At 70.6% G+C, this 21431-nt stretch carries 20 protein-coding genes and 1 pseudogene; 7 read left to right on the plus strand and 14 right to left on the minus strand.

Going from position 1 to position 21431, the window contains the following annotated elements; all coding sequences use genetic code 11:
• The first annotated feature begins 15 nt into the window (after positions 1–15).
• Positions 16–591 carry a TetR/AcrR family transcriptional regulator gene (locus BMZ18_RS00485; RefSeq protein ID WP_068361212.1) on the plus strand — a complete coding sequence of 192 codons (576 nt, stop codon included), beginning with the start codon at positions 16–18 and terminating at the stop codon, positions 589–591.
• Here BMZ18_RS00485 and ilvA read toward each other — a convergent pair.
• Positions 579–1865, minus strand: coding sequence for a threonine ammonia-lyase IlvA (gene ilvA / locus BMZ18_RS00490; RefSeq protein ID WP_371828472.1), 1287 nt, complete (start codon positions 1863–1865; stop codon positions 579–581). The genes BMZ18_RS00485 and ilvA overlap by 13 nt on opposite strands.
• A gap of 121 nt (positions 1866–1986) precedes the next feature.
• Positions 1987–2421, minus strand: a complete 435-nt coding sequence (locus tag BMZ18_RS00495) for a nitroreductase family deazaflavin-dependent oxidoreductase (RefSeq protein ID WP_068105407.1) — start codon at positions 2419–2421, stop codon at positions 1987–1989.
• 141 nt (positions 2422–2562) lie between these two features.
• Between BMZ18_RS00495 and BMZ18_RS00500 the strand changes: the two genes are divergently transcribed.
• Positions 2563–2796, plus strand: coding sequence for a hypothetical protein (locus BMZ18_RS00500; RefSeq protein ID WP_068100478.1), 234 nt, complete (start codon positions 2563–2565; stop codon positions 2794–2796).
• A 292-nt stretch (positions 2797–3088) separates the two neighbouring features.
• Here BMZ18_RS00500 and dnaE read toward each other — a convergent pair whose 3' ends face one another.
• Both dnaE and rarD read right to left on the minus strand, forming a co-directional pair.
• Entirely contained in the window at positions 3089–6622 is a 3534-nt protein-coding gene (gene dnaE, locus BMZ18_RS00505) for a DNA polymerase III subunit alpha (protein ID WP_280141901.1), read from the minus strand.
• A gap of 84 nt (positions 6623–6706) precedes the next feature.
• On the minus strand, positions 6707–7648 hold the full coding sequence (rarD, locus tag BMZ18_RS00510; RefSeq protein WP_068361215.1) for an EamA family transporter RarD: 942 nt from the start codon (positions 7646–7648) through the stop codon (positions 6707–6709).
• A gap of 89 nt (positions 7649–7737) precedes the next feature.
• Here rarD and BMZ18_RS20130 point away from each other — a divergent pair.
• Positions 7738–7830, plus strand: a pseudogene (locus tag BMZ18_RS20130) (DUF2256 domain-containing protein); the annotation flags it as partial.
• A 27-nt stretch (positions 7831–7857) separates the two neighbouring features.
• Positions 7858–8130, plus strand: a complete 273-nt coding sequence (locus BMZ18_RS19945; RefSeq protein ID WP_244516378.1) for a DUF3253 domain-containing protein — start codon at positions 7858–7860, stop codon at positions 8128–8130.
• Between the two features lie 10 nt (positions 8131–8140).
• On the opposite strand, the gene BMZ18_RS00520 is transcribed toward BMZ18_RS19945, so the two are convergent.
• Positions 8141–8908 (minus strand): MBL fold metallo-hydrolase, encoded by a 768-nt coding sequence (locus tag BMZ18_RS00520; protein WP_308128398.1) that lies wholly within the window; start codon positions 8906–8908, stop codon positions 8141–8143.
• 136 nt (positions 8909–9044) lie between these two features.
• On the opposite strand from BMZ18_RS00520, the gene BMZ18_RS00525 reads away from it, so the two are divergent.
• Positions 9045–9761, plus strand: a complete 717-nt coding sequence (locus BMZ18_RS00525; RefSeq protein ID WP_244516362.1) for a hypothetical protein — start codon at positions 9045–9047, stop codon at positions 9759–9761.
• On the opposite strand, the gene BMZ18_RS00530 is transcribed toward BMZ18_RS00525, so the two are convergent.
• Genes BMZ18_RS00530 through lspA form a run of 4 tightly spaced genes read right to left on the minus strand, consistent with a single transcriptional unit; the run spans position 9751 to position 12638 of the window.
• A complete protein-coding gene (locus BMZ18_RS00530) occupies positions 9751–10503 on the minus strand; it encodes a SanA/YdcF family protein (RefSeq protein WP_244516363.1) in 753 nt (250 codons plus the stop codon). The genes BMZ18_RS00525 and BMZ18_RS00530 overlap by 11 nt on opposite strands.
• Positions 10500–11138, minus strand: coding sequence for a hypothetical protein (locus BMZ18_RS00535; RefSeq protein ID WP_082894908.1), 639 nt, complete (start codon positions 11136–11138; stop codon positions 10500–10502). Before BMZ18_RS00535 ends, BMZ18_RS00530 begins: the two co-directional genes overlap by 4 nt.
• Positions 11139–11142: 4 nt before the next feature.
• Positions 11143–12069 (minus strand): RluA family pseudouridine synthase, encoded by a 927-nt coding sequence (locus BMZ18_RS00540; protein WP_068100468.1) that lies wholly within the window; start codon positions 12067–12069, stop codon positions 11143–11145.
• Complete coding sequence (gene lspA / locus BMZ18_RS00545; protein WP_235606470.1) at positions 12066–12638, minus strand: signal peptidase II; 573 nt, start codon at positions 12636–12638, stop codon at positions 12066–12068. Before lspA ends, BMZ18_RS00540 begins: the two co-directional genes overlap by 4 nt.
• Positions 12639–12801: 163 nt before the next feature.
• Here lspA and BMZ18_RS00550 point away from each other — a divergent pair, with 163 nt between their 5' ends.
• Together BMZ18_RS00550 and BMZ18_RS00555 are read left to right on the plus strand one after the other, a co-directional pair.
• Positions 12802–13752, plus strand: coding sequence for a hypothetical protein (locus BMZ18_RS00550; protein WP_244516364.1), 951 nt, complete (start codon positions 12802–12804; stop codon positions 13750–13752).
• Positions 13743–14525 (plus strand): sensor domain-containing protein, encoded by a 783-nt coding sequence (locus BMZ18_RS00555; protein WP_082894910.1) that lies wholly within the window; start codon positions 13743–13745, stop codon positions 14523–14525. The genes BMZ18_RS00550 and BMZ18_RS00555 overlap by 10 nt, the downstream gene beginning before the upstream one ends.
• A 94-nt stretch (positions 14526–14619) precedes the next feature.
• On the opposite strand, the gene BMZ18_RS00560 is transcribed toward BMZ18_RS00555, so the two are convergent.
• The 5 genes from BMZ18_RS00560 to wag31 form a co-directional block, all read right to left on the minus strand.
• Entirely contained in the window at positions 14620–15093 is a 474-nt protein-coding gene (locus tag BMZ18_RS00560) for a WKL family lipoprotein (RefSeq protein WP_244516380.1), read from the minus strand.
• Positions 15094–15308: 215 nt separating this feature from the next.
• The gene (locus BMZ18_RS00565) at positions 15309–16694 is read right to left on the minus strand and encodes a DNA polymerase IV (protein WP_068361227.1); all 1386 of its coding nucleotides are present in this window, start codon (positions 16692–16694) and stop codon (positions 15309–15311) included.
• A gap of 16 nt (positions 16695–16710) precedes the next feature.
• Complete coding sequence (gene ileS, locus BMZ18_RS00570; protein WP_068361229.1) at positions 16711–19869, minus strand: isoleucine--tRNA ligase; 3159 nt, start codon at positions 19867–19869, stop codon at positions 16711–16713.
• A 279-nt stretch (positions 19870–20148) separates the two neighbouring features.
• Entirely contained in the window at positions 20149–20328 is a 180-nt protein-coding gene (locus BMZ18_RS00575; protein ID WP_068105390.1) for a hypothetical protein, read from the minus strand.
• Between the two features lie 67 nt (positions 20329–20395).
• The gene (wag31, locus tag BMZ18_RS00580; RefSeq protein WP_068100450.1) at positions 20396–21259 is read right to left on the minus strand and encodes a DivIVA-like cell division protein Wag31; all 864 of its coding nucleotides are present in this window, start codon (positions 21257–21259) and stop codon (positions 20396–20398) included.
• Positions 21260–21431 lie beyond the last annotated feature (172 nt).

Below are 21431 nucleotides of genomic sequence, written 5' to 3' on the forward strand. Positions count from 1 at the left end.
CGGTACAGTGAGGCGATGGCCACGGAGACGCGGGACCGCATTCTGGACGCACTGGAGGACATTCTGGTGCGGGACGGCACCGACAAGGCCACTCTCGACGCCGTCGCCGCCCGTGCCGGAGTGTCGAAAGGCGGTCTGCTGTATCACTTTCCGAGCAAGGACGCGATGATGGCGGCTATGGTGCGACGCCTGGGCGAGCGGGCCGAACGCAAGCGCGTTCAGGCGGCGGACGCGGGCACGTCGCTGGCCGAGTGGTACCTCTCCCCGCTCGCCACTCCGTCGTCGTCGGCCGGCAGCGCAGGCACCGACACCGACCCCGACGACGCCCTCGAGATCGCACTCTTCCGATCCACCCTCGCGGCGTTCCGCAGCACCGACGGCGCGCCGGGCGCGGTTCAGGATGCCGTCGTCGAGATGATGGGGATGTACGACCGCGTGCTGCAGGACGAGTTCGACGACCCCGTGCACGCGGAGATCGTGCGGCTGGTGGGCGACGGGCTCTACCTGGCCGCCCTGGTCGGGCTACCGGGGCCGGATCCGGACCTGCACCGCCGCGTCGTCGAGCGGTTGCTCCGCGATCAGGTCAGATAGCGGTAGGCAGGTGTGCCCGGCTCGAGGTGCTCGACGTGCATCGGCGACGCCTCCATGCGCTCGAGCAGCTCGGACAGTGCCCCCGCGACACCCAGCTCGACGCCGACCAGTGCCGCCCCGGTTTCCCGGTTGTTGCGTTTGACGTACTCGAACAACGTGATGTCGTCGTCCGGCCCGAGCACCGAGTCGAGGAACGTCCGCAACGCGCCGGGCTCCTGGGGGAAGTCGACCAGGAAGTAGTGCTTGAGACCACGGTGCACCAGCGACCGCTCGAGGATCTCGCCGTAGCGGGACACGTCGTTGTTGCCGCCCGACACCAGACACACCACCGTGGCGTCGGCAGGAACGGTGATCGCGGCCAGTGCCGCGACCGACAGTGCGCCGGCCGGTTCGGCGATGACACCTTCGCTTTGATAGAGGTCGAGCATGGCGGTGCAGATGGCGCCCTCGTCGATCTGAACCACCTCCGTCTCACGCGCGGACAGCACGGCGTACGGCAGCGCCCCGATGCGGCGCACGGCGGCGCCGTCGACGAACGGGTCGATCTCGTCGAGCGTCACCGGGCCCCCGGCCACCAGGGCGGCCGTCAGCGACGCCGCACCAGCCGGTTCGGCCGCCACGACACGGGTGTGCGGCGATCGCTCGGCGAGGTAGGTCGCGATTCCTGCGGCGCAGCCGCCGCCGCCCACCGGCACCACCACGACGTCCGGCGCGGTGTCCAGTTGGTCGAGGATCTCCGCGGCGATGGTCCCCTGCCCGGCAGCCGTCCGCGGATCGTCGAAGGGCGGAACGATGGTCGCACCGGTCCGCGCCACGTCCTCGGTCGCCGCCGCAGCCGCGGCGTCGAAGGTGGACCCGACGCTGATGACCTGCACGAGATCGCCGCCGTGGAACGCAATGCGGTCGCGCTTCTGCCGCGGCGTCGTCGTCGGGACGTAGATGCGGCCGCGGACGCCGAGCATCCGGCACGCGAAGGCGACACCCTGCGCGTGGTTGCCGGCGCTGGCGGCGACGATGCCCGCGGCGCGCTCGGCCTCGGTGAGCTGCACCATGAGGTTGTACGCGCCGCGCAATTTGTAGGACCGCACCCGCTGCAGATCCTCGCGCTTGAGGAACACCCGCGCGCCCGTGGTCGCCGACAGCCGGTCGCACGGCTCCAGCGGGGTCACCGTCGCGATACCGCGGAGACGGCCGGCGGCGGCGTCGACATCCGCCGCCGTGGGCAGGGCCGACTCGGTGCGCGCCGTCCCCGACGGTGCGGCGGGGGCCGTCACGGGTCCGGAGGTGGTGCTCACGATCACCCGGACCATGCTGCCACGTCGGGGTCGGCCCAGTTCACCGGGCCGGACCGTGCCCGTGTCGTCGGACCGGGCCGACACCGGGCGCTCCGAGAACTCAGCGCGGCTCGAGAACGAAGACCGGGATCTCCCGGTCCGTCTTCTTCTGGTACTCGGCGTAGTCGGGGAAGGCCTCCACGGCGCGGTCCCACCACTCCTGCTTCTCGGCGCCGTGCACCTCGCGGGCGGTCATGTCCCACTTCTGCGTCTTGTCCCGCAGTTCCACGTGCGGCTCGGCCAGCACGTTGTAGTACCACACCGGGTGCTTGGGAGCGCCGCCCAGCGAGGCCACCGCGGCGTACTTGCCCTCGTGCTCGACACGCATGAGGGGCGTGCGGCGCAGCTTGCCGCTCTTGTTGCCCACGGTGGTCAGAAGGATGACGGGACGGCCGTTCAGTTCGGTGCCCTCCGTCCCTCCGGAGTTCTCGTAGAGGTCCGCCTGCTCGGCGGCCCAGGTGGACGGACTCGGTGCGTACTCACCCTGTAGCGGCATGGTTCCAGTGAACACAGCCGTGCCCCCGACGGCAACCGAATCGGCCTTCAACAGTGAAGTTCGGGTGCCCGAACTTCTGCGTCCGTGTACGCTGAGGCGGAGAGATCGGGTCCCCACGACGGTCCACTTCGGGAGGCGAGCATGACCACGTTCGATGCCGGCGCCGCTGCGCGTCGAGGATCCGTCCGCACGGTCGACCTGGCGGGCACGCCGTGGCCCGTGTGGAAGCTCGAGGCCCTCGTGGTCGGCCTGGTGCTCGCCGTGGCCGTCGGGTCGGTCACCGCCCTGCACGTGGGTGTCTTGACGGGAGCCGCGGCCGCCGTGGCGCTCTGGCTCGCCCTTCCTCTGGCCGAGCGGTCGCACCGCCGCCTCTGACGGCTCGGTCGGCCTGACGACACCGACGGCACCATCGCCTCCGACACGGACGACGGCGCCCGCTCCCCGATGACCGGGGGGCGGGCACCGTCGTCGTCTCGGACTCGGTCGAGCCGGGAGGGATCAGAGGCCGAAGGGCAGTACACCGGGGGTCAGGTAGAACCCACTCGAGCCGGCGGCGATCCCGCCGATGCCGCTGAGGATCAGGTTGATGAAGTCGGTGATCACAGGGGCGTCCTTTCGTTGACGTGATGTCGTGCGTCGACGCCTCGACGGTACCGGCAGGTGCTGCTCAGACCGTGAGACAGCCCGGTCCCAGCAACGCCTTGAGGTCCCCCATGAGCGCCGAGGACGGCGTCACCCGCAGCTTCTCGTCCACCTTGAGTACCGTCACCCGGTCTCCGCTCAACAACCGCAGGTGAACGTCGGACGTCCCGGGATGGCTGGCCAGCACCCGCTTGAGCGCGCCGACCTTGTCGGCCGTGCAGAGCCGGGTGGGCAGACTGACCGCGAGGGGCTTGGCGACGCCCACCGCGGAGAGATCCGGTACGGCGAGATCGTTGGCGATGAGCGAGATGCGATCGTCACGCGCGGAGACGCGCGCCTTGACCAGGACCACGGAGTCCTCGGCGACGTCGGCGCCGAACACCGAGTACGCCTGCGGGAAGAACAGCACCTCGATACCGCCGGAGAGATCTTCGAGTTGTGCCGACGCCCACGTCAGGCCGTTCTTGTTCACACGACGGTTCACCGAGGCCAGGATGCCGCCGACGGTGACCTGCGTGCCGTCCTTGAGCCCGCCCTCGAGAATCGTGGGGATCGCCGTGTCGGACTGCGCGGCCAGCACGTGTTCGACCCCGTTGAGCGGATGTCCGGAGACGTAGAGCCCCAGCATCTCTCGCTCGAGGGCCAAGCGGTGCTTGGTGTCCCACTCCTCGTCCGGGATTTTGACGTTGAACACGCTGGTGACGGACTCGTCGGCGTCGACCCCGCCGAACAGGTCGAACTGGCCGATGGCTTCGGCCTTCTTGGTGCCCAGGACGGAGTCGATCGCGTCGGCGTGCACCAGCACCAGGCCCTTGCGAGGGTGGCCGAGCGAGTCGAAACCACCGGCCTTGACGAGAGATTCGGTGACCTTCTTGTTGCACGCGGTGGCATCGATCTTCGCCAGGTAGTCGGAGAAGTCGGTGAACTTCCCCTTCTCCGTGCGCGCCGCGATGATCGACGACACCACGTTGGCCCCGACGTTGCGCACCGCGCCCATGCCGAATCGGATGTCCTCCCCCACCGACGCGAAGTTCTGCTCGGACTCGTTGACGTCGGGCGGCAGCACGGTGATCCCGAGCTTGCGGCAGTCGGCCAGGTAGACCGCGGCCTTGTCCTTGTCGTCGCCGACGGACGTGAGCAGACCCGCCATGTACTCCGCCGGGTAGTTGGCCTTGAGGTAGCCGGTCCAGTACGAGACGAGCCCGTATCCCGCGGCGTGCGACTTGTTGAACGCGTAGCCCGCGAACGGGAGGATGGTGTCCCACAGAGCCTTGATGGCGGGTTCGGAGAAGTTGTTGCCCAGCATGCCTTCTCGGAATCCCGCGTAGGCCTCCTCGAGCACCGAGAGCTTCTTCTTGCCCATGGCGCGACGGAGGATGTCGGCCTGCCCCAGCGAGTAGCCCGCGACCTTCTGAGCGATCTGCATGATCTGCTCCTGGTACACGATGAGCCCGTAGGTGTCCTTCAGGATCTCCGCGAGCGGCTCCTCGAGCTCGGGGTGGATCGGGGTGACCTGCTGGCGTCCGTTCTTGCGATCGGCGTAATCGTTGTGCGCGTTCATGCCCATCGGACCCGGGCGGTAGAGCGCGAGGACCGCCACGATGTCCTCGAAGCCGGTGGGCTGCATCCGGCGCAGCAGGTCGCGCATGGCGCTGCCGTCGAGCTGGAACACGCCGAGAGTGTCGCCGCGGGCGAGCAACTCGTACGTCGCGGGATCGTCGAGGCCGAGCGTGTCGAGGTCCAGCTCGATCCCGCGATTCGCCTTGATGTTGTCGATCGCGTCCCCGATGACGGTCAGGTTGCGCAAGCCCAGGAAGTCCATCTTGAGCAGGCCGATGGCCTCGCACGACGGGTAGTCCCACCCGGTGATGATGGCGCCGTCCTGCGGACGCTTCCACACCGGAATGGCGTCGGTGAGCGGCTCGGAGGACATGATAACCGCGCAGGCGTGGACGCCCGCGTTGCGGATCAGACCCTCGAGGCCCCGAGCGGTGTCGTAGATCTTGGCGACGTCCGGGTTCGACTCGATCAGCGAGCGGACCTCGGCGGCTTCCTTGTACCGCTCGTGCGTCGGGTCGGTGATGCCGGCGACCGAGATGTCCTTGGCCATGATGGGCGGCGGCAGTGCCTTGGTGATCTGGTCGGCGATGGCGAAGCCGGGCTGGCCGAACTGCACGCGGGCGGAGTCCTTGATGGCCGCCTTGGTCTTGATGGTGCCGAACGTGATCACCTGGGCCACCCGGTCGCTGCCCCACTTCTCGGTGGCGTAGCGCACCATCTCGCCGCGGCGGCGATCGTCGAAGTCGATGTCGATGTCGGGCATCGACACGCGCTCGGGGTTGAGGAAGCGCTCGAAGAGCAGTCCGTGCGGGAGCGGGTCGATGTTGGTGATGCCCATCGCGTAGGCCACGAGGGACCCGGCGGCCGATCCACGACCCGGTCCGACGCGGATACCGACCTCGCGCGCGTGCTTGATGAGGTCCCCGACCACGAGGAAGTAGGCCGGGAAGCCCATCTCGAGGATGACGGCGATCTCGTACTTCGCCCGATCCCGATATTCCTGCGGGACCCCGTCGGGGAAACGCCACTCGAGGCCGCGCTCGACCTCCTTGGTCAGGAAGGAGCCCTGGGTCTCCCCCTCCGGCACCGGGAAGATCGGCATGCGGTCCCGGTGCTCCCACACGTCGTCGTAGGACTGCACCCGCTCGGCGATCAGCAGAGTCGAATCACACGCACCGGGCACCTCCGAGTCCCACAGCGCACGCATCTCCTCGGCCGACTTGAGGTAGTAACCGTCCCCATCGAACTTGAAGCGGGTGGGATCCGAGAGCGTCTTGCCGGTCTGAATGCACAGCAGCGCTTCGTGATTGGTGGAGGCGTCCTTGGTGACGTAGTGGCAGTCGTTGGTCGCGAGCGGGGGGATGCCGAGCTGCTCGCCGATGCGCAGCAGCCCCTCCCGCACGCGCCGCTCGATGGACAACCCGTGATCCATCAGCTCGAGGAAGAAGTTGTCCGGGCCCCAGATCTCCTGCCACTTGGCCGCGGCCTCGAGCGCCTCCCGCTCGTGGCCGAGGCGCAGGCGAGTCTGGATCTCGCCGGACGGGCATCCGGTGGTCGCGATGATGCCCTCGGCATGGGTGGCGATGAGCTCCTCGTCCATGCGCGCCCACTTGCCCAGCTGCCCCTCGATGGACGCGAGCGACGACAGCTTGAACAGGTTCCGCAGACCGGTGGCGTTCTCCGCGACCATGGTCATGTGCGTGTACGCACCGCTGCCCGACACGTCGTCCGACTTCTGACTGCGGTCGCCCCACAGCACGCGCTTCTTTTCGAAGCGCGACTCCGGCGCGATGTAGGCCTCGATCCCGATGATCGGCTTGATGCCGGCCTTCTTGGCCTCGTTGTAGAACTCGCTGGCCCCGTACATGTTGCCGTGGTCGGTCATTCCCACCGCGCTCATCCCGAGGCGCTGCGCCTCCGCGAACAGCGGCGCGATCTTCGCGGCGCCGTCCAGCATGGAGTACTCGGTGTGATTGTGGAGATGAACGAAGTCCGACACGGGAGCCACTCTAAGCCGTCCGACCGACACGATTCGCCGTACACGCGGGCCGGTGCGCGAGTGACGGAAGGGGCGCGCCGACGCTCACCGGCCGGGGTCCGCCGCCACCGCTTCGGCGGGCACCGTGGCCACCCGTTCGGCCCGCATCCGGCGGACCGAACCGACCGTGAACACCGCGAGCGCGCACCAGATGAGCGCGAATCCGACCCACCGCGAGGCGGGCATGTCCTCGTGCAGGACCAGCACGCCCCAGGCCATCTGCAGCCCCGGCGTGAGGTACTGGAGCAGGCCGAGGGTGACCAGCGGGATCTTCTGCGCGGCCACGCCGAACAGCAGCAGCGGAACGGCGGTGACCGGCCCCGCCGTGAGCAACAGGGCGGCGTGCCACGGCCCCTGCGAGAACGCGCCCGCTCCCCCGCTCACACCCAGCCAGACGAGGAACGTCACCGCGATCGGCGCGGCCACCAGACCTTCGGCCGTCAGCGACGTGGTCGGTTCGAGCGGCACGATCTTCTTCATCACGCCGTAGCAGGCGAACGACAGCGCCAGGGTGAGTGCGATCACGGGCGGCCGCCCGTAGTCGACGGTGAGGACCACCACGGCGATCGCGGCGAGCACCAGCGCCGCCGTCTGTGCCCGCGCGAGACGCTCGCGGAAGATCACCACCCCGAGCAGCACGCTGACCAACGGATTCACGAAGTACCCGAGCGCGGCCTCCACCACCCGACCGGACGAGACGGCGTAGATGTAGGTGCCCCAGTTGATCGCGATGAACGCCGACGCGGATGCCACCACCGCCCACGTCCGCGGCGACAGCCCGCGCAGCGTGCCGAGCCGGCCCAGCACCGCCAGCACGACGGTCATGAGCACCAGCGTCCACACGATGCGATGCGCGAGCACCTCGAGGGCGCCGGCGAAGCTCAGCAGACCGAAGTACGCCGGGAACAGGCCCCATAGGCCGTAGGCGCCGACACCCGCGGCCGTGCCCACGGTGGTGGTCGATCGCGGGGACGACTGTCGTTGCACTCGCTCACGCTAGCCCCGACCCCCGACCGTGACGACGGGGCACGGGCACAATCGAGGAGGTGGCCCACCGCAAGCGCGAGACGACGACCGTGCCGGACAAGACCTGCGCCGTGTGCGGGCGCCGGATCGAGTGGCGGAAGAAGTGGGAACGTGACTGGGACTCGGTGAAGTACTGCAGCGATTCCTGCCGCGCCGACGCGCGCCGCGTCCTGGGTAGCACCGCGGCCCGTCGCGCCCCCGAGCACGACCTCGAGGGCGAGATCGGTCGCCTGCTCGACTCCCGCGCGTGGGACTCCTCGATCTGCCCGTCGGATGTCGCCCGCGCGGTGGCACCCGACGACTGGCGGCCGCTGATGGAACCGGTGCGCCGCGCCGCCCGCCGCCTGGTCGCCCGCGGCGAGGTGGAGATCACGCAGGGCGGGTCGGTGGTGGACCCGTCGACGGCCAAGGGGCCCATCCGCATTCGCCGACCGCGAAGCTAGTTTCCCGGCGTCACGCCACCCCGGCGAGTCGCCGGGCCCGGTCGACGGCCGCGTCGACCGACCCCCGCATCACCGGACCGTGCCCCGGGATCAGGACGTCCGCGTCGCGCCCGGTGAAGGCGTCGAGAGCGGCGATCTCGCCCTCGCGATCGTGCGCGAAGAGGTTCGGCAGCATCTGCGCCCCGACATGGCGGCACAGCGCGTGCCCGGTGATCAGCGCGTCACCCGTGAGAAGCGCACCCGCGTGCGGGAGGTGGTAGCCGGTGTGTCCCGACGTGTGCCCGGGCGAGGCCACCGGCACCGGTGCTCCCGGCAGGTCCAGTGCTCCCCCGGCGTCGACGACGGCCTCGAACCCGTCCGCGTCGGGCACGGCACCGGAGCGCGTACCTCCGGCACGTGCGATGCGCAGGGCCCAGGCCGCCGCCCCCGGCCGCCAGATGTTGCGAACGACGTCGGCAGGACCCGCCTGCTCGAGGTACTCCCGACGCGCGTGCCGCGCCTCGACCGACGACGTCAGCACCGGCGTGCCGTACGTGGCCGCGAAGTGCGCGGCACCGCCGATGTGGTCGATGTGCGCGTGCGTCAACAGGATTGCGCGCACGTCCTCCGGGCGGCGACCCAGCCGGGCGAGCGACTCGATCACCGCACCGACGTACCGCGGGTAACCGGAGTCGATCAGCGTGACGTCGGTGCCGTCGACCAACAGCGTCCAGTTCACGTCGGGCCCGGCGGCGACGTGGACGCCGTCGGCGACGGTCGTCACGGTGGGAGTGCTCACGATCGACGAGTATGACCGTGCACGCGGGCGCGCGGAAGGGTCGGCCATGACGTTGGTCACGCCGCGTCGAAAAGCCGCTGGCGGCACCAGGTCCGGCCGCGGGGGTCCGCACCGGTCTGCACTAGTCTCGGTCGACGTGATCGACTCCGTCTCCGCCAGCTCCGTCTCCACCGGTTCCGACTCCACCGACTCCCCCACCGCAGGCTCCGACACCCTCACCGTGTCCCGCGCCGAGCACGACGCGCCGAGGAAGTGGAGCCCGGGCGGCTGCGTCTGGTGCGGCAGCCGCGAGGACGTCCAGGATTTCGCGAACGAGCCGCGCTGCGCCGACTGCCGCGAGCACGAGTCCACCATCGACACCGCCCGCCGCTTCCTCGGGATGTACGGCCTGCGTCCGCTCGGCGGCGCCGTCACCTCCGACGACGAGGAGGAGCTCGAGCACCGCACGGCGGCCCGGAGTGCCCGCGCCGCCCTTGAGCGCGTGCGCCTGCCGAAGCGGCCGGCCGCCGCCGACGTCCGCAAGTCGTCGTCCCGCGCCGGAGCGGCGTCCACGCTCCGCCCCGCGCACCCGCCGACGTCCGCCTCCCGCACCGCGGGCCCCGCACCCCGCGCGGCCGCGACTCGTTCGACTCCGCCCGCCGGGTCCGTCACCGGGGTCGACGTCGCCGCCCTGGCCGACCGGGTCGCAGGACTGCTCGATCAGTTGAGCGCGATCGACGCCGGCATCGCCGATGCCGAGGCGTCGAGCGGTCTCCCCGCCCGCGCCCGGCTGAGCGACCTCACCCGGCAGCGCGCCACCGTCATGACCACCCTTGCCGCGCTGGAGAAGGCACGGCGCGGCGTCACCGGCTGACGAGCTCCAGGGCCCGCCGCACGGCGTCGGTCGGCGGTGACTCGACGGTCGGCGGCGTGCCCAGCAGCCGGGTGGCCGCGGCCTTCGGCCTTGCCAGCAACTCGCGTCCGAACTGCCGGATCGCGGCCGGGCGGGACACCGCGACGGGGGCGTCGACCCCGTCCGCCTCGATCCCGGCGTCTCGACACTGGGCGAGCGCGCGGGCCGTGTGCATGCCCTGACTGACCACCAGCGCCCGCGCGATCCCGAAGGTGCGCGCGGCCCGCAGACACGAGTCCCGAGTGTTCAGTCCGAACGGATCGGCCACCAGGCGTGCGGGATCGATCCCTCGCGCCACGAGATCGTCGGTCATCGCCGCGATCTCGTCCCCGGAGTCCCCGGATCCGTTGCCGGACAACAGCAGAACCTCCACCCGACCGGACTCGACCAGCCGTGCCGCGGCGTCGACCCTGGCCGCGAGATAGCGCGCCGGCGCGCCGTTCTCCACCCGTGCACCGAGCACGACGGCCACCGGTGCGGCCGGCGCGTCGTCGACGCCGTACACGTGGCCCCGCGCGGTCGCCTCGACCCAGACCGTGCTCGCGACGATCGCGCCCACGACCGCCGCCGCCGTGAGCACCGTCGCCCCGCACACGACGGACGATCTCGACCGCCGGGTCACGCGGACGGCACCGGGCCGGCTGTTCACGCGGACGGCACCGGGCCGGTTGTTCACGCGGACGGCACCGGGCCGGCTGTTCACGCGGACGGCACCGGGCCGTCGTCGGGCAGCACCGCGGTGCCCACCCGTTCCGGCCACAGAGGGGTCACGGACAGGGTCCCGAACACGGCGTCGGGCGGCGCGGCCTCGACGCCGCGCACGCCGTCGGCGGTCGCCAGGCGGACCAGGCCGGCGGGGGCGGCGCGCACGAGAACCCCGGCCACACAGGCACAGTCGGCGAGCAGTCGGGTGCGCACCAGCGCCGCGACGGCCTCGCCCCGCTCGTCCCGACCGGGCGTGACGCGTGACGCGGCATCGCGCACCGCACGCGTCAGCACCGCATCCGTGTCCGGCACCGCCACCGTGAGCAGTGGAGTCTGGACACGGTCCACCGGCACGTGGACGTACGCCTCGGACACCCGGACGTCGCCGACGAGGCCGCGAATCTCGTCCGCCCGCACCGACCGGGCGAACGACACGAGCGCCCACCGCTCCGCCCCGCCGTCGTCATCCGTCTGCGATCCGACGCGGGCCAGGTAGTCCGCTGCCGTCTCGTCGTTCGCCGGACCGAGCGCGTCGGTGACGCTCGGGGCGCGGGAGGCGGGCGTCGTCACGCCGAGGACGAGGACGAGCGCGGCGAGCACCACGAGCGCCGCCACCGACCCGATGCGCGCCACCGGATCAGCCCGCTCGCAGAACGTCCAGGGCGTGCTGCAGGTCGGCCGGGTAGGGGCTGGTGAACTCGACGTAGCGTCCGTCGGCCGGGTGCGTGAAGCCGAGCGCACGCGCGTGCAACCACTGCCGCTCGAGGCCGAGCCGGGCGGCGAGCGTCGGGTCGGCCCCGTAGGTGAGATCTCCGCAGCAGGGGTGGCGGAGAGCGGAGAAGTGCACCCGGATCTGGTGGGTCCGTCCGGTTTCGAGGTGCACGTCGAGCAGGCTCGCCGCCTGGAACGCCTCCACGGTGTCGTAATGCGTGATGCTCGGCTTGCCGTCCGCGGTGACGGCGAACTTCCAGTCGTTGGAGCGATGACGCCCGATGGGCGCGTCGATGGTGCCGCTGCTCGGATCCGGATGGCCCTGCACGAGAGCGTGGTAGCGCTTGTCGATGGTGCGCTGCTTGAACGCACGCTTGAGCACCGTGTAGGCGTGTTCGCTGGTCGCCACGACCATCACGCCCGACGTGCCGACGTCGAGACGGTGGACGATGCCCTGCCGCTCGTGCACGCCGGACGTCGAGATGCGGAACCCGGCGGCCGCGAGACCGCCGATGACCGTCGGTCCGGTCCATCCCACCGAGGCGTGTGCCGCGACTCCGACGGGCTTGTCGACCACCACGATGTCGTCGTCGGAATAGAGGATCTCCATGCCCTCGACCGGCTGCGCCTCGATGGTGAGCGGGCGTGCGGGCTCGGGCAGCTGCACCTCGAGCCACGACCCGCTGCCCAGCCGGTCGGACTTGGCGACGGCCGCACCGTCGACGCTGACCGACCCCTCCTCGGCAAGGGTCGCCACCACGGTGCGCGAGAGTCCCAGCAGCCGCGCGAGTCCCGCGTCGACACGCATGCCGTCCAGCCCGTCGGGAACCGGCATGGACCGTACTTCCCTCACGCCGTCGCTCCCGACTGGCCCGAGCGGCCGCCGGCCTCGGCCTCGCTCTCGGTGTCGGCCTCGTCCCGACGCCGCGATCCGTCCGGCTCGACCCCGAACAACGACAGCGCGACGAGCAACACCGCGCCGCACACGATGGACGAGTCCGCCACGTTGAACACCGGCCACCATCCGACGGACACGAAGTCCACCACGTGACCCTGCAGCGGGCCGGGCGAGCGGAAGAAGCGGTCGATCAGGTTGCCCAGCGCCCCACCCAGGATCAGTCCGAGCCCCAGCGCCCACCACGGCGAGCGCAGGGTCCGGCCGATCTTGATCACACCGATCACGACGGCCACCGCGACCAGCGTCAACACCCAGGTCATGCCCGTCGCGATGGAGAAGGCCGCGCCCGGATTGCGGTAGAGCACCAGCTCGACGGTGTCCCCCACGATGCTGACGGGGCGACCCGGCTCGATGAAGGCGACGGCGGCGATCTTGGTGAGCAGATCCGCGGCGAGAACGACGGCGGCCACGGTCAGCAGTCGCCTCGTCCGGAGGGGACGGGTGGCGGTTCGATCCTCGGTCACGGGTCCATTGTCCCCTACGGGACGAGCAGCACTCACCCGAGCGGAGCCTGCGTAGCGAGCATTCACCCGAGCGGAGCCTGCGGAGCGAGCATTCACCCGAGCGGAGCCTGCGGAGCGAGCAGCACTCACAGAGCGCTCAGGTTGTCTGGTTAGCCTGATTGCCGTGAGTGTGCGTCTGTCCGCCCGGCCCCGAGGGTCTCGGCCCGGGCTCGTCCGTCCCCTGACCGCCGCGCTGACGGCGGCGGCGCTGGTGTTCGTCTCCGCGTGCGGGTCGGACGACGACTCGGCGCCGAGCGAGGACGTCACCCCGACCACCAGTGCGGTGACGCTGCCGGTGTCCGCGTCGACGACCACGCTGCTCGATCCGGGTGCGGAGCCGCGCAGCGTCGTGACCCGCGAGGTGACGGACGAGCCGCAGTCGGTGACGCTGGTGACGTCGTCGTCGATCGGGCAGCGGATCGATGCGGCGGAGTCGCAGGACTTCTCGACGCCGGAGCTGACGATGCCGCTGACGGCGACCGCGTCGACGGACGACGACGTCACGACGGTGTCGATGACGCTCGGCGCCGTGACCTCGCCGGACGCGACGCTGCAGGCAGCGCTGCCCCCCACCGAGGGGTCGACCGCGGCATTCGCCACGTCCGACAGCGGGGCGGTCACCGCTCTCACCATCGATCCGGCGCCGGAGGCGAGGGACATCGCCCGGTCGGCGGTGGAGCAGGCGTTGTCGCAGGCGGTCTATCGGGCGGTGCCGTTCCCCGCGGAACCGATCGGCGTCGGCGCGCGGTGGACGGTCACCCAGCAGGTGGTGAGCGGTATCGCGTTGACCCAGACCACCACCGCGACGCTGCGGTCGATCGACGACGGCGTGGCGCAGATCGACGTCGAGGTCACGCAGGCGCCGGAGGACCCCGTCTGGGAGTTGCCGGACAACCAGGGCACGCTGAACATCGAGACGTTCGTCATGACCGGGGGCGGTTCCCTCACCGTCGACCCGACGCGCCCGCTGCCGGTCGCCGGGTCGGTCACCGTCGGCGGGGACCAGGTCTACCGCGATCCCAACAGCGCGACGACGCTGTCGCAGACCACCACCAACTCCATCTCGTGGCGGTGACCGTGGCCCGCGCGTCGGCAGCTCTGGTGGCGGGCATGGTGTCGGTGGCGGTACTCGCCGGGTGCAGCACGGACGCGCCGGACACCGACGAGAGCACCGAGTCGACACCGCCGGCGCCGCGCGTGGACCTCGCACCCTTCGAGCCCGTGCCGATCCCGACGGTCGCGGCGGGTGCCACGCCGATCGTCGACAACGCGTTCCTCGCCGGTCGTCTGCTCACCATCGCGGATCTGCCGGCCGGGTGGACGGGATACGACCTGCCCCCGCTCGATCCGTCGGCGCCGGGCGCGACCGCGGAGGATCGTTCGAGCACGGACCCGGCAGACTGCGCGGCGGTCCTGGCGCCGATCGCGACTGCGATTCCCGGCGGCATCAGCGCAGCGTCGGTGAGTTACGGCGGCCCGAACTTCGCCTCGCTCGATCAGGACGCGGCATCGTACGACGGAGACGGTGCGGCGACGGCGTTCGGGCGGATCCAGGACGCGCTCGCCCGCTGCGGGACGTTCAGCGGAACGGACGCCGACGGCGTCCGGGTGGACTATCGCGTGGGCGCGTCGGACCTGCTGTCCGGGCCGGACGTCGTCGCCCCGGGTGACGCCGCCGTGGCGGCACGCATCCAGGTCACGAGCGACGGGGTCGAGCTGACGACGGACGCGGTGGTCTCGCTGGTGGGGGCGACTGTCACGCAGATCGTGGCCACGGGACTCGATCCGGTGGATCCCGACCTCGTGCGGGGTCTGACGAGCACCGCGGCCGACCGGTTGCGGACCTAGCTCGGGTCGAGACCGCACCGGCACACCGGAACGACACCGGAACGACTCGGGCCCCGCCACCGCGAACGGTGACGGGGCCCGAGTACGGGGTGAATCAGGCCGGGCAGGCCGGCGAGGTCAGCTGCGCCAGGGACACGATGGCGCACGCGTTGTCCCGCGAGAGCTTCCACTGGCCGTCCTCGGCCACGTACGCGACCTGGAGGGGGTTGACCTGGCCACCGAGGTCGATGGTGGCGTTGGAGCTGAGGGTGCCGTCGCCGAGATCGGTGACGTCGAGAACCTCGATTTTCGCGTTGTTCACGCGGGCGGCCTCCGCCACCTTGTTGATCAGCTCCGGATCCTCCTCGGCGCCCTGGACGTAGGAGACCTTCTGCTCCAGCGGCACGTTGGGATCCAGGCTCTCCTGCAGGCGCTGGTTGAGCTCGGCCGCCGTCGGAATCGGGGGCAGGTCGCCGGCCGGTGCGGCTGCGCCGGCCGACGTGGTGGTCGCCGCCGCCGTCGTGGTGGCGGTGTCACCGCCGTCGTCCGAGCTGCAGGCCGTCATGGTCAGTGCGGCGGCGACGGCCATGCCGGCCACCAGTGCGCGTCCGGTGCGGGGAAGCTTCACGCGTCAGTCCTCTTCGTCTCGGGGGATTCGGTCTCGGGGGATTCGGTCTCGGGGGATTCGGTCTCGGGAAGTTACTGGTTACTCGGTCGAGCGTCGGAGGACGACCTTACCGACCGGTTCTGAGGAAACGGTAAAGCTCGTGGCGCACCACGAGGCCCACCGGAGGACACCGGCGCCTACTGCAGACTGTCGAGGGGGTCGGCGACCGTGAGGTGGGCGTCGTCGCCGACGAAGGTGCGGGCCACGCCGGGACCGGTGCTGCGGGTCTCGAACCGCACCGTCACCACTCCCGGGCCGGGGCCGAGTGCCGCGCCCTGGACCCACCCGTGGCCGAAATCGTCGTGCCGCACGTCCAGACCCGGCCGCCACACCAGCGTCTCCCCCGCGGTGATGGCCGGTTCCGGACGGGTGACGTCGCTGGTGGTGACCGCGCCGTCCTGGTCGAGTTCGGGGAAGAGCGATTCCTGCCGCACCGTCGACAATCCGGCCAGTCCCACTCCCACCAGGCGAATGCTGCCGAGGTCACGTGGGTCCAGGGCCTGCCGGCGGGCGGTGGCGACGATGGTCGCCAGGTCGGCCGTCGCGTACGGCAGTGTCGCCGACCGGGTGACGATGCTCATGTCGGATTTCCGCAGCTTGAGCACCACCGTGCGCGCGGCGCGCCCGTCCTTCAGCAGACGCGCGTGCGCCGCCTCCGCACTCGCCGCGATGGCGGCGCGCAGACCCTCCAGGTCGACGATGTCGGTGGCGAACGTCGTCTCGGCGCTGACCTGCTTCGCTTCTGCCCGTTCGGCCACCGGCCGGTCGTCGATCCCGCGGGCCAGCCGGTGGAGCCCCGGACCGACGGTCGACCCCAGCACGGACGCCGCCTCCGCTTCCGGCAGCGCGGCGAACGCACCGACCGTGAGCACTCCCAGTCGGCGCAACTTCTCCTCCGCGACGGGTCCGATGCCCCAGAGCTTGCGCACGGGGAGCGTCGCGAACAACGCCGCCTGCTCGTCCGGCGGGACCACGGTGATGCCGTTCGGTTTGGCCAGCCCCGACGCGATCTTGGCCACCTGCTTGCCCGACCCGGCCCCGATCGACGCGATCAGCCCCGACGCGTCCTGGACGACGTCGCGCAAACGGCGACAGAACGTGTCCACCTCGGCGGCCGTCGCGCCGGCCAGCTCGGCCGGTTCCCCGAACGCCTCGTCGAGCGAGAGCTGCTCGATGACGGGCACCACGGTCCGCACGGCGTCGAACACCGACGCGGACAGCACCGAGTAGACCTTGCCGCGTGGGGGCACGACCACCGCGCCGGCCCCGACGAGCCGCCGGGCCTGGTGCATGGGCATGGCCGACCGCGCCCCGAAGACCCTCGCCTCGTAGCTCGCCCCGGCCACCACGCCGCGGCCGCCCGACCCGCCGACGAGCACCGGACGGCCGCGCAGGGTCGGCCGGGTCAACTGCTCCGCGGACGCGAAGAACGCGTCCATGTCGAGGTGGAGAACCCACCGCCGACTGCGCTCGGCCGACGCACGGCCGAGCGCGGACGGGTGTGCAGGCGGGCCGCTGGTCATACCCCGACCGTGGGGATCAGGCCTTCACCAACGACGCGCGAACGCCGTCTCCGAGCGCCACCGCGTCCGCACCCGGATCGGCGACCTCGAGGTCCACGGCGAGGATCTCCCCCGCGATGAGGTCGCGATGGGCGTCGAACCACGGGCGTCGCGCGGACGGCACGTCGACGCGAACCACGATGCGATCGCTGACCTCGAAGCCCGCCGACCGGCGTGCGTCCTGGAACTCACGGATGCGGTCCTTGGCCCACCCCTCGGCCTCGAGATCCTCGGTCACCGCGGAGTCCAGGACCACCAGTCCGCCGTTGCCGGGCAGGGCGGCCGTGGAATCCGGCTCGGCGGCCACCAGACGGCGCGTGTACTCCGCGGGGAGGAGCGCCACGTCCGTTCCGTCGTCGATCGTCACCGTCACGGCGCCGTCGGCCTCGGACCATCGGCCCGCCTTCACGGCCTTGATGACCGCCTGGACGGCCTTGCCCAGCCGCGGCCCCGCCACGCGGGCGTTGACCACCAACTCGAACCGGCCGTGCGCGTCGACGTTCTCCGTGAGCGCCACGTGCTTGACGTTGACCTCGTCGGCGATCAGGTCCGCGAACGGCGCGAGCCGGTCCGCGTCGTCGGCCGCCACGGTGAGCTCCGGCAACGGCAGACGCACGCGCAGGTTCTGCGCCTTGCGCAAGGACAGGGCCGCGCCGCACACCGACCGCACCTCGTCCATCGCCGCCACGAGCTCCGGGTCCGCGGGCAGCTCTCCCGCGGCGGGCCAGTCGGCGAGATGGACGGACCGGCCGCCGGTCAGCCCACGCCAGATCACCTCGCTGATCAACGGCAGCATCGGGGCCGCGACGCGGGTGAGCACCTCGAGCACGGTGTGCAGGGTGTCGATCGCGTCGGCGTCCTCGTCCCAGAACCGTTGCCGCGAGCGGCGCACGTACCAGTTGGTGAGGGCATCGCAGAACAGGCGCAGCTCGTCGCACGCTCCGGCGATGTCCACGGTCTCCAGCGCGTCGGTGATGACGCGGGTGCTCTCGGCGAGCTTGGCCAGAACGTACCGATCGAGCACGTGGGTGGAGTCGGTCCGCCACGTCCCGGGCTTCGAGGCGTAGAGCTGCAGGAAGCTCCACGCGTTCCACATCGGCAGCAGCGCCTGGCGCACGCCCTCGCGGATGCCCTGCTCGGTGACCACCAGGTTGCCGCCGCGCAGGATGGGCGACGACATGAGGAACCACCGCATGGCGTCGGATCCGTCACGGTCGAACACCTCGTTGACGTCCGGGTAGTTGCCCTTGGACTTGCTCATCTTGAGCCCGTCCTCGCCCAGCACGATGCCGTGCGCGGCGACGGTCCGGAACGCCGGACGGTCGAACAGCGCCGTTGCGAGCACGTGCAGGGTGTAGAACCACCCGCGGGTCTGCCCGTTGTACTCGACGATGAAATCGCCCGGGTTGTGCGCCGGAGTCTCGGCGGTGCCGTCGAACCAGTCCTTGTTCTCGAACGGGTAGTGCACCTGCGCGAACGGCATCGAGCCCGATTCGAACCAGCAGTCCAGCACCTCGGGAACGCGGCGCATGGTGGACCGGCCCGTGGGGTCGTCCGGGTTGGGACGGGTCAGCTCGTCGACGAACGGACGGTGCAGATCGGTGGGACGCACCCCGAAGTCGGCCTCGAGCTCGTCGAGGCTGCCGTAGACGTCGGTGCGCGGGTAGGCGGGATCGTCGGACACCCACACCGGGATCGGGCTGCCCCAGTACCGGTTCCGGCTGATGTTCCAGTCGCGGGCACCCTCGAGCCACTTGCCGAATTGTCCGTCGCGGATGTGCTCTGGCACCCAGGTGATCTCCCGGTTCAGCTCGACCATGCGGTCGCGGAACCGCGTCACCGAGACGAACCACGACGGGACCGCCATGTAGATCAGCGGCTGGCCGGACCGCCAACTGTGCGGGTACGAGTGCTCGATGGTCTCGTGGCGCACGAGCTTTCCGGCGGCCTTGAGGTCTTTGATGATCACCGGGTTGGCGTCGAAGATCATCAGGCCCTCGTACGGCGGCACCATGGCGGTGAACTTGCCGCCGGCGTCGAGCGGCTGCACCACCTCGATACCGTTCGCCGTTGCGACGTCCATGTCCTCCTCACCGAAAGCCGGTGCGAGATGGACGATTCCGGTGCCCGAGTCCGTGGTCACGTAGTCCGCGGACAGCACGCGATGCGCGTTCGGATGCCCGAGGAAGAAATCGAACGGCGGCGTGTAGGCGAGGCCGATCAGGTCGGCGCCGGTGTGCTCGGACACCACGGTGGGCGACTCGCCGAACTCCCGCGCGTAGTGCGCCAACCGGTCCTTGGCCAGTACGACTCGGCCACCCTCGCCGTCCTCGATCTGGACGTAGTCGATGTCGGGCCGTACGGCCGTCGCGAGATTCGACGGCACGGTCCAGGGCGTCGTCGTCCAGATCAACGCGTCGGCACCGTCCAGCGGCGAGCCGGGCGCGGTCAGGGTCATGCGCACGGTGACGGCGGGGTCCTGACGCATCTTGTAGGCGTCGTCGAGCCGGGTCTCCTGGTTCGACAACGGCGTCTGCTCGTACCAGCTGTACGGCAGCACACGGAAGCCCTGGTAGATCAGCCCCTTGTCGTAGAGCTCCCGGAACGCCCACATAACCGACTCCATGAAGTCGAGATCGAGCGTCTTGTAGTCGTTGTCGAAGTCCACCCACCGCGCCTGACGGGTGACGTAGTCCCGCCACTCGCCGGTGTACCGCAGCACCGACTGCTTGCAGTACGCGTTGAACTCCGCGAGACCCATCGCGTCGATCTGGCTCTTGTCGGTGATACCGAGCTGCTTCTCCGCCTCCAGCTCGGCGGGCAGGCCGTGGCAGTCCCAGCCGAAGCGACGCTCGACCTTCTTGCCCCGCATCGTCTGGAAACGCGGAACCAGATCCTTGACGTAGCCCGTCAGCAGGTGGCCGTAATGCGGAAGTCCGTTGGCGAACGGCGGGCCGTCGTAGAACACGTACTCGCCGGCGTCGGCGTCGGCGCGCGCGTCGACGGACGCGCGGAAAGTGCCGTCGGCCTCCCAGCGTGCGAGGACCTGCTGTTCGAGGTGCGGGAACTGCACGCTGCCCTCGCCGGTCTCGTACGCCACGCGGGGGTAGCCGGGGCGGGACTCGTCGGTGCTCATGGTGGGTACTCCTGTGCCTGCGTCGTCACGGCACGGGGACGAACTCGTCGACGCGCCCGGCGCCGGAGCCGCGGTACCACCCCGCTTGGCCGTCGCTCTCGGCGACGGCCCACTCTCGGTCGAGCTGTGACGGGCTCGTCCCGTCCGGTTCTACTGAGCGCTTCCGCCGCGGTGACCCGCGAGGCGGCGCCGTTCTTCCGGACAGCTCCCCGGTGATGGCCGGATCGTCGCTGGTACTTGATCGTGCGGTGACCCGGCGAGCCGGGTCGAGAAGGGAGTCTACCGCCGTCGACGACGGGGTGTCGCCCGGCGGCCGGACAACAGACCGACGAGCAACAGGATCGCACCGACGAGGCAGACGGCGATGCAGGCCCAGGCCCACACCACCGATCCGGTGATCAGGGAGACGACCAGCAAGGCGAAGCCGACGCCGGCCGCGACCAGCGTCAGAACGAGCACGATCTCACCCGGCCGGTTTCCCTCCCCCCGACCTCACCGGCCGTGGCGGCCGGTGAGGTGATCACCGCTAGTTGTTGCCCTTGGCGTACGAGGACTGGCCGTACGAGCCCTGACCGTTGTCCTTGGTGAAGGGGTCCTGACCGCTGTCGACCGGCAGCGCGGAGGAGCGCTGATCGAGCTCCTGCAGCTGGGACTCCAGGTAGGACTTCAGGCGAACGCGGTACTCGCGCTCGAAGGTCTTGAGACGCTCGATGCGCTCCTCGAGCACGGACCGCTGCTGGTTGATGGTCGCCATGATCTCGGTGTGCTTGCGCTCGGCATCGCTCTCGAGAGCGTCGGCCTTCTCCTTGGCCTGACGCAGCTGCGTCTCCGACCGCGTCTGGGCATCCGCGAGGAGCGCGTCGGCCTTCTGTCGCGCCTCGGACACGAGCGACTCGGCCCGACTCTGCGCCTCGCTGACCAGACGATCCGAGTTCGCGCGGGCGGAGCCGAGGAGCTGCTCCGACTCGGTCTTGGCGTCACCGGTGAGGCGGTCGGCCATCTCCTGCGCGAGGCCGAGGATCTTGGCGGCCTGCATGTTGGAATCGCCACCACCCTGAGCGGCCGCGGCCGGCGCAGCGGCGGGCGCGGGGGCCTGCACCACGGGGGCCGGCTTCGGCGGCTCGGGACGCGGCGCCGGGGCCGGGGCGGGCGCGGCGGCCGGGGCGGGAGCGGGTGCGCTCTGGCGCGAGGACGACGACTTGGCGTCGGCCAGTTCCTGATCGAGCTCACCGACGCGCTGACGCAGATCGGCGTTCTCCTCGATCAGGCGCGAGAGCTCCTGCTCGACGAGATCGAGGAAGGCATCGACCTCGTCCTCGTTGTAACCGCGCTTACCGATGGGCGGCTTGCTGAACGCGACGTTGTGCACATCGGCGGGAGTCAGCGGCATGGAAGGATCCCTTCACGCGTCTCGAGAGCGGTGGAGCATCGACTAGCGACTACGCGGACAGTTCGGTCGCGAGCGACGGGTGTCACCTGCGACGGCGACTCGCGACCGGGCTGGACGCGGCGTCACGGTACGGACAGTTCTTCCCCGAACGATCGGTGTGATCATCGCTCGC

It is taken from the genome of Rhodococcoides kroppenstedtii (genome assembly GCF_900111805.1).
Lineage (GTDB): Bacteria > Actinomycetota > Actinomycetes > Mycobacteriales > Mycobacteriaceae > Rhodococcoides > Rhodococcoides kroppenstedtii.

Bases quoted from the DNA above. Each gene is read 5' to 3' on its own strand.
- BMZ18_RS00485 (WP_068361212.1), top strand. From the start codon at position 16: ATGGCCACGGAGACGCGGGACCGCATTCTGGACGCACTGGAGGACATT.
- BMZ18_RS00495 (WP_068105407.1), bottom strand. From the start codon at position 2,421: ATGCCGCTACAGGGTGAGTACGCACCGAGTCCGTCCACCTGGGCCGCC.
- ileS (WP_068361229.1), bottom strand. From the start codon at position 19,869: ATGAGCACCGACGAGTCCCGCCCCGGCTACCCCCGCGTGGCGTACGAG.
- BMZ18_RS00560 (WP_244516380.1), bottom strand. From the start codon at position 15,093: ATGGCCGTCGCCGCCGCACTGACCATGACGGCCTGCAGCTCGGACGAC.
- BMZ18_RS00565 (WP_068361227.1), bottom strand. From the start codon at position 16,694: ATGACCAGCGGCCCGCCTGCACACCCGTCCGCGCTCGGCCGTGCGTCG.
- wag31 (WP_068100450.1), bottom strand. From the start codon at position 21,259: ATGCCGCTGACTCCCGCCGATGTGCACAACGTCGCGTTCAGCAAGCCG.
- BMZ18_RS00500 (WP_068100478.1), top strand. From the start codon at position 2,563: ATGACCACGTTCGATGCCGGCGCCGCTGCGCGTCGAGGATCCGTCCGC.